At 66.4% G+C, this 6,642-nt stretch carries 6 protein-coding genes, 1 tRNA gene and 1 pseudogene; 3 read left to right on the forward strand and 5 right to left on the reverse strand.

The features are described 5' to 3' along the window. Nucleotides 1-223: FAD-dependent oxidoreductase (locus AC5RUJ_RS08795; RefSeq protein ID WP_494155766.1), on the reverse strand; the 223-nt coding region annotated here is incomplete at its 3' end. A 55-nt stretch (nucleotides 224-278) separates the two neighbouring features. On the opposite strand from AC5RUJ_RS08795, the gene AC5RUJ_RS08800 reads away from it, so the two are divergent. After that, a complete protein-coding gene (locus AC5RUJ_RS08800) occupies nucleotides 279-800 on the forward strand; it encodes a SixA phosphatase family protein (RefSeq protein WP_494024340.1) in 522 nt (173 codons plus the stop codon). Nucleotides 801-862: 62 nt separating this feature from the next. Here the strand turns inward: AC5RUJ_RS08800 and AC5RUJ_RS08805 are convergent, their stop codons facing one another. The 3 genes from AC5RUJ_RS08805 to AC5RUJ_RS08815 all read right to left on the reverse strand — a co-directional run bounded on the left by AC5RUJ_RS08805 (nucleotide 863) and on the right by AC5RUJ_RS08815 (nucleotide 3,335). Further along, nucleotides 863-1,951 (reverse strand): NAD(P)-dependent alcohol dehydrogenase, encoded by a 1,089-nt coding sequence (locus AC5RUJ_RS08805; RefSeq protein ID WP_494024645.1) that lies wholly within the window; start codon nucleotides 1,949-1,951, stop codon nucleotides 863-865. A 101-nt stretch (nucleotides 1,952-2,052) separates the two neighbouring features. Continuing rightward, nucleotides 2,053-2,943 carry an RNA polymerase sigma factor SigJ gene (gene sigJ / locus AC5RUJ_RS08810; protein ID WP_494002288.1) on the reverse strand — a complete coding sequence of 297 codons (891 nt, stop codon included), beginning with the start codon at nucleotides 2,941-2,943 and terminating at the stop codon, nucleotides 2,053-2,055. Between the two features lie 315 nt (nucleotides 2,944-3,258). Beyond that, nucleotides 3,259-3,335: transfer RNA gene (locus tag AC5RUJ_RS08815), tRNA-Arg, on the reverse strand. Between the two features lie 402 nt (nucleotides 3,336-3,737). On the opposite strand from AC5RUJ_RS08815, the gene AC5RUJ_RS08820 reads away from it, so the two are divergent. Then, nucleotides 3,738-5,576: a phosphoenolpyruvate carboxykinase (GTP) gene (locus AC5RUJ_RS08820; protein ID WP_494102270.1), complete on the forward strand. Its 1,839-nt coding sequence runs from the start codon at nucleotides 3,738-3,740 to the stop codon at nucleotides 5,574-5,576. A 231-nt stretch (nucleotides 5,577-5,807) separates the two neighbouring features. Then, nucleotides 5,808-6,371 carry a hemerythrin domain-containing protein gene (locus AC5RUJ_RS08825; RefSeq protein ID WP_494002290.1) on the forward strand — a complete coding sequence of 188 codons (564 nt, stop codon included), beginning with the start codon at nucleotides 5,808-5,810 and terminating at the stop codon, nucleotides 6,369-6,371. Between the two features lie 25 nt (nucleotides 6,372-6,396). Here the strand turns inward: AC5RUJ_RS08825 and AC5RUJ_RS08830 are convergent. Beyond that, a pseudogene (locus AC5RUJ_RS08830) lies at nucleotides 6,397-6,642 on the reverse strand (Rrf2 family transcriptional regulator); the annotation flags it as partial.

Consider the following 6,642-nt stretch of genomic DNA (forward strand, 5'->3'; position numbering starts at 1 on the left):
CTTCGGCCGCGCCCTTGACGCTTCGCGCGGCCTGCAGGGCCGTGCCCGGGCGCAGCAGGGCCTTGGAGGGCATGCAGGCCCAATAGGAACACTCGCCGCCGACCAGCGCCGATTCCACCAGGATGGTCTTGAGTCCGCCGCGGGTGGTCCGGTCCGCCACATTCTCGCCGACCGCCCCGGCCCCGAGTACCACGACATCCGCTTCCAGGGTCCGCTCTGCCATGTCCCGAGCTTCGCATCGCGCGGAGGCGCTGACAAGGGCCGCATACACTCGTGGTGTGAACGACCACCACCTGAAGAAGCTGATGATCATGCGCCACGCCAAGGCCGCGTGGCCGCTGGGCGTCGAGGACCACGAGCGGCCGCTGGCCCAGCGCGGCCACGACGAGGCGCCGCAGATCGGACGGTGGATGGTGGAGCACGACTGCATCCCGGACTTCATCCTGTGCTCGTCGGCACTGCGGACCCGCCAGACCTGCACCTGGGTGTGCAGCGAGCTGGGGGAGAAGGCGCCGACCCCCATGCTGTCCGACGAACTCTACGACGCGCCGGCCGTGCGGGTCCTGTCCGAGATCAACCGGCTGCCCGACACCATCACGTCCCTGCTGGTGGTGGCCCACATGCCGGCGGTGCAGGACCTGGCGATGCGGCTCGCATCGCGGGATTCCGACGAGGAGGCCGTGGTGGACATGGCCACCCACTATCCGACCTCGGGCCTGACCGTGCTGCAGCACGGCAAGAGCTGGGCGGAGCTGGACGGGCGCGACGCCGCGGTGACCGACTTCGTGGTGCTGCGCTGAGCGTGGCCGGGCGGCGCCTCGCGGACGCGTTTCAGCCGGGGCGGATTCCGCCGGTCAGCCGGTCAGAAGAGGAGGATCGGCTTGATCGTAGAACCGCTGGCCGAATCCTCGAAACCCTGGTTGATGTCGGCAAAGGGGTAGGTCTTGACCAGCTTGTCGTACGGAAACCGTCCCTGCTTCCACAGCTCGATCAGGCGCGGGATGAAGACCTGGTACACCGAGCTGCCCTGGACGTTCATTTTAAACGTCCATCCCTTCACCTGGGACTCGCCGATCTCGAACGGTGCCTCGGTGCCGAAGGTCGTGTTGCCCACGGCCACGAGCGTGCCGCGGAAGGCCAGCGCGCGCGCAGCCTGGTTGAGCACAGCGGGCACCGAGGTGGTATCGACGATGTAGTCCACACCCTCCCCGCCGGTGATGCGGTTCAGTTCCTCGCCCATGTCCGTCTTGGCGGAGTTAATGGTGTGGGTGGCGCCGAGTTCGAGGGCCGTCTCCAGGCGGTTGTCGTGCAGATCCACCGCGATCACCGTCGTGCAGCCGGCGATCTTGGCCGCCATGATCGCCGCCGAGCCGACCGCCCCGGCGCCGATCACCGCCAGCGATGATGCCGCCTCCGGCCGCAGCTCGTTGAGCACCGCCCCGGCACCGGTCTGCAGCCCGCACCCCAGCGGGGCGAGCATCTCCAGCGGAACGTCGGGGTCCACCTTGACCACGCAGCGCTCCAGCACGTTCGCGTACGACGAGAAGGACGACTGGCCGAAGAAGTGGGAGGCCACGGATTCACCGTCGGCCGAGAGCGCGGTACGGCGGCCACTGAGATTGATGGCGATGTAGTGCTCGCAGTAGGCCATCTCCCCGCGGCGGCACTGCTTGCACGTACCGCACGATGCCGGCGCCAGCACCACGTGGTCACCAGCCTTGACGCTCGTCACCGCTATGCCCACATCCTCCACCACGCCGGCGCCCTCGTGTCCGAGCACCGCCGGCCATTGGAGGGGATATGCCCCGTCGCGTGCGGTCGAATCCGTGTGACAGATGCCGGTGGCGACCATGCGGACCCTCACCTCGTCGGGCCGGAGATCGGCGAGCTCCAGTTCTTCGACTGAAAGCGGTGCGCCCGTCTCGCGTACGACGGCGGCGGTGACCTTCATGGGTATTCCTCCTCAATACGGGACCAACACATGACAGGAGCGCGCACGATGGCGCGGACTCCAGTTTTAACCGTCTCATGACGGCCGGGTCAGTGCACCTGCTAGATGCGGATGCGGCCAAGCTTGTCCGGGTTCCGGATGAGGAAAATTTCGCGGACCAAGCCCTCATCGATCCGGAAGCCGGCGACCGTGTCCACCGCACCGTCCGCGTCAACGGCCACCAGCCCGGGCAGCCCGTTGACGTCGGCGACATGCAGGTGGAAGGGGGCGTCCGGCTTGCCGGTGATGCCGAGCAGGAAGCGCAGCACCTTCTCCACCCCGTAGATGGGCCGCAGCGCCGAGGTCTTCTGTCCGCCGCCGTCGCTGGTCAGCACAACGTCCGGGGCCAGCAGGCCCAGCAGAGGCTCGATGGCCCCGGTGTTGGCCGCCTCCAGGAACTGTTCGGTGATCCGCCGGTGCAGGGCCGGATCCACCTGGTTCCTGGCTTGCCGGCTGGCAACGTGGCCGCGGGCACGCGAGATGAGTTGCCGCACCGCCGCGGGCGAGCGGCCCAGCGTCCGGGCAATATCCGGTGCCGGGTAGCCGAAGACCTCGCCCAGGATGTAGGCCGCACGTTCCAAGGGGGAGAGCTGTTCCAGGACCACCAGCATGGCCAGCGAAACATCGTCGGCCAGCACGGCGGCTTCGTCCGGTGCGGGAGGGCTCGGCGCATCCGGCAGGGAACTGACCGGCTCGGGCAGCCAGGGCCCGACGTAATTTTCGCGACGGCGCTGCTGGGCGCGGATCTGGTTCAGCGCCAGATTGGTTACCGTTCGCAGCAGGAAGGCGCGCGGTTCCCGGACATGGTCCTGCGGCACGTCGGAGAACCGCAGCCATGCCTCCTGCAGGACGTCCTCCGCGTCGGCGGCGCTGCCCAAGAGGCGGTACGCCGCCCCAAAGAGCAGCCCGCGGTGCTGCTGGAACACGGCCAGGTTTGCCTGGGTCGCCGTCATCTCAACCTCCTACGCTGCAGGTTTCCGTGAAGCCCTGGCTGGCCAGGCCTTGGCCTAACGCGGCGTTGACCCTCGACCGCTGGTGCTCCACACACCGAGCACATCGCGCTCAAGCTGAGTGTAGACGGTAGCCGGTGTGCCAGCGCGGAACCTCCCGCAGTTTCTCCGGGTCCACGCCCTGGTGATGAAATTTCCAGTATCCGAAGTTGAGACACTGGAGCCCGGAGAGGGGAGTGGCCGGTAAAACCGCTGGAGCCGCGGCACGTTGCCGGCAAAGAAAAATGCAGCCCGGTCGATGACCGGACTGCATTTCGTTGGTGCGCCCAGAGGGATTCGAACCCCCGGCCTTCTGTTCCGTAGACAGACGCTCTATCCAGCTGAGCTATGGGCGCTTGGCCTCGCGGCCGGATACAACTGTAGCGTGTTTGCCGGACAGTCGCCAAATCGAGGGAGCCCCGCCCGCCTCCGCCCCGGAATTCCGCGCAGCGCTGCTTGTGGGAGCGCCACCTCACCCCCCGAGGCCCGTCTGCCTGACCCAGAGGAGTCTCCATCGCCGGCCCGCCGGGCGGCCGCTGATCCCGGGAAGCCGCGTCGGGCAGCCCCTGAAGGGACACATTAACTAGACCGGTCTATATGACCTTAATCACACCTGTGGGCCTTGACACGTTGAAAATCCCCGGATTTCCGGGCTCTACCCATCTAGCCAGACCTATTTTCCTTTTTCTGCAGCCCGCTGGTCTAGCCATCGACCCATAGCATCTAGAAACACCACTGGCCCAGGAAAGGGATGAGTCATGGGCGATATCACGCGTCAGCCGGTTCTTGAGGAAACACTTATGGATGCCCCAACTACACACGCAAAGCTTCTGGCCTGGGTTGCCGAAGTTTCAGAGCTGACGCAGCCCGACTCTGTCTATTGGGTGGACGGCTCCGAAGAGGAGTACGCCCTCCTGACCGATCAGCTGGTCGAGGCCGGGACGCTGAAGCGGCTGAACCCGGAGCTGTTCCCGAACTCTTTCGTCGGCTTCTCCGACCCGAAGGACGTCGCCCGGGTCGAAGAGCGGACCTTCATCTGCTCCGAGAAGGAGGCAGACGCAGGGTTCACCAACAACTGGATGGACCCCGCGAAGATGAAGTCGATCCTCACGGAGCGCTTCGCCGGCAGCATGCGCGGACGCACGATGTACGTGATCCCCTTTGTCATGGGGCCTCTGGACGCGGAACAGCCGCAGTACGGCGTTGAAATCACCGACTCGGCCTATGTGGTCGCCTCCATGCGCATCATGGCGCGCATCGGCACCGACGTGCTGCGCAAGATGGAGCAAGAGGACGCCTTCTTCGTCCCCGCGCTGCATTCCGTCGGCGCCCCGCTGGAACCAGGGGAAGCCGACGTCGTCTGGCCGTGCAATGAGGAGAAGTGGATCGTGCACTTCCCCGAGGAACGGTCCATCTGGTCCTACGGCTCCGGCTACGGCGGCAACGCGCTGCTCGGCAAGAAGTGCTACGCCCTGCGCATCGCCTCGGTCATTGCCCGCGACGAAGGCTGGCTGGCCGAGCACATGCTGATCCTCAAGCTCACCAGCCCGCAGGGCAAGGCGTACAACATTGCGGCCGCCTTCCCCTCGGCCTGCGGCAAGACCAACCTCGCGCTGCTGGATCCGACCATTGAGGGCTGGAAGGCCGAGACCCTCGGCGACGACATCAACTGGATGCGCATCGGCAAGGAGGGCGAACTGCGCGGTGTGAACCCCGAGTACGGCCTGTTCGGCGTCGCACCGGGCACAGGCTGGAGCACCAACCCCAACGCCATGCGCGCCATCGCCAAGGGCAACTCCATCTTCACCAATGTGGCGCTGACCGACGACGGCGGCGTCTGGTGGGAGGGCATGACCGACGAAGTGCCCGATCACCTCATCGACTGGCAGGGCAACGACTGGACGCCTGACTCCGGCCGGCCGGCGGCGCACCCGAACTCGCGCTTCTGCACGCCGATCTCACAGATCGACATGCTGGCCCAGGAGTACTACAGCCCCGACGGTGTGGAGATCCATGCGATCCTCTTCGGCGGGCGCCGCAAGACCACCATCCCGCTGGTTACCCAGGCCCGCTCGTGGACCAACGGCATCTTCATGGGCTCCACCCTGTCGTCGGAGACCACCGCCGCCGCCGCCGGCGAAGTAGGTGTGGTCCGCCGCGACCCGATGGCCATGCTTCCGTTCATCGGCTACAACGCCGGCGACTACCTCAAGCACTGGGGCACCATCGAGGGCAAGGCCAACCCGGACCGCCTGCCCAAGGTATTCCTGGTCAACTGGTTCCGCCGCAATGCCGACGGCGGCTTCGCGTGGCCGGGCTTCGGGGAGAACTCCCGCGTGCTCAAGTGGGCCATCGAACGCATCGAGGGCACCGCGGACGCCGCGGAAACCCCGATCGGCTACATCCCGACCGGCGACTCCATCGACCTGACCGGGCTGGACATGACCCAGGCTCAGGTGGAAGAAGCCGTCAAGGTGGATCCGGCGGAGTGGAAGGAAGAGCTCAAGGGCATCGAGGAATGGTACGCGCAGTTCGGCGATTCCCTGCCCGATGAGCTGAACGCCGAACTCAAGCAGCTCCAGGCCCGCTTCGCCTGAGTGACTGAACGCGGGACGCCATGACAGGTTCCCGACATGAGGCCCCCGCGCACCTGCGCGGGGGCCTCATCCGCTTAACTGCGGACACACCGCGCGTCCGGTCTAGACCGGCTGCCCCGATTTCGCGCTCCCAACCCCGAAAGCGCTTCGGACCGTGGAATCGAATGCCGCTCGTTGGTATGTTGAGCCCTCCTACGCACGCTCACGAGCAACGACCCAAGGAGGGGCGTCATGGCCGATACGCAGGGCGGGGATGTCATCGATATCCTCACGACCGATCACCGCGAAATGATTGAACTGCTCAGCCAGATCGAGCAGACCGCCGACCCGGGCCAGCGCCGGGACCTGGCCGATACCGTCATCGCGGAGGTGATGCGCCACGCCGTCGCGGAAGAGATGCTCGTCTATCCCGCGATCGAAGAGCACGTGCCGAACGGCAAGGAAGAGGTTGAGCATGACAAGAAGGAGCACGATGAGATCGTCCAGCTGATGAAGCGGATGGAGGACGTTGACTCCTCCGACCCAACCTTCATGGAGCTGGTCAGGGAACTCGAAGGGCAGTTGCGCCACCACGCCAACGACGAGGAGACGGATCAGTTCCCGAAGCTGCGCGCCCACATCCCCCCGGAGCGGCTCGTTGAGCTGGGTGAAAAGGTCCAGAACGCCAAGAAAGTCGCGCCGACCAGGCCCCATCCCAGCGCCCCGCACTCCGAGCTGTTCCACAAGACCCTGGGCCCCGGCGTCGGCATGGTGGACCGGCTGCGCGACAAGCTCTCGGGCCGCCAGACCGGTTGAGTCCGTGGTGGTGGCCCGCCGCGGATCACGCGGGGCGGCGGTTCAGCAATGCCAAAAAGACGGGTTCCATCTGCGACGGGTGTGGCAACGAGGACACGACGAGGGGATCCAGTTCGCGGTAAAAGGCCTCGCGGGCCCGGCGCAGCGCCCCACGCAGCGCGCAGTTGTTGTTCATCGGGCAGTCGCCGCTGGCGGACTCGCAATCCACCAGATCCTCCCGCGCGTCGAGGGTCCGCAGCAGGCCGCCCACCGTCGCCAGCCGCCCGGCGGC

The organism is Arthrobacter sp. Y3223164, from assembly GCF_059091005.1.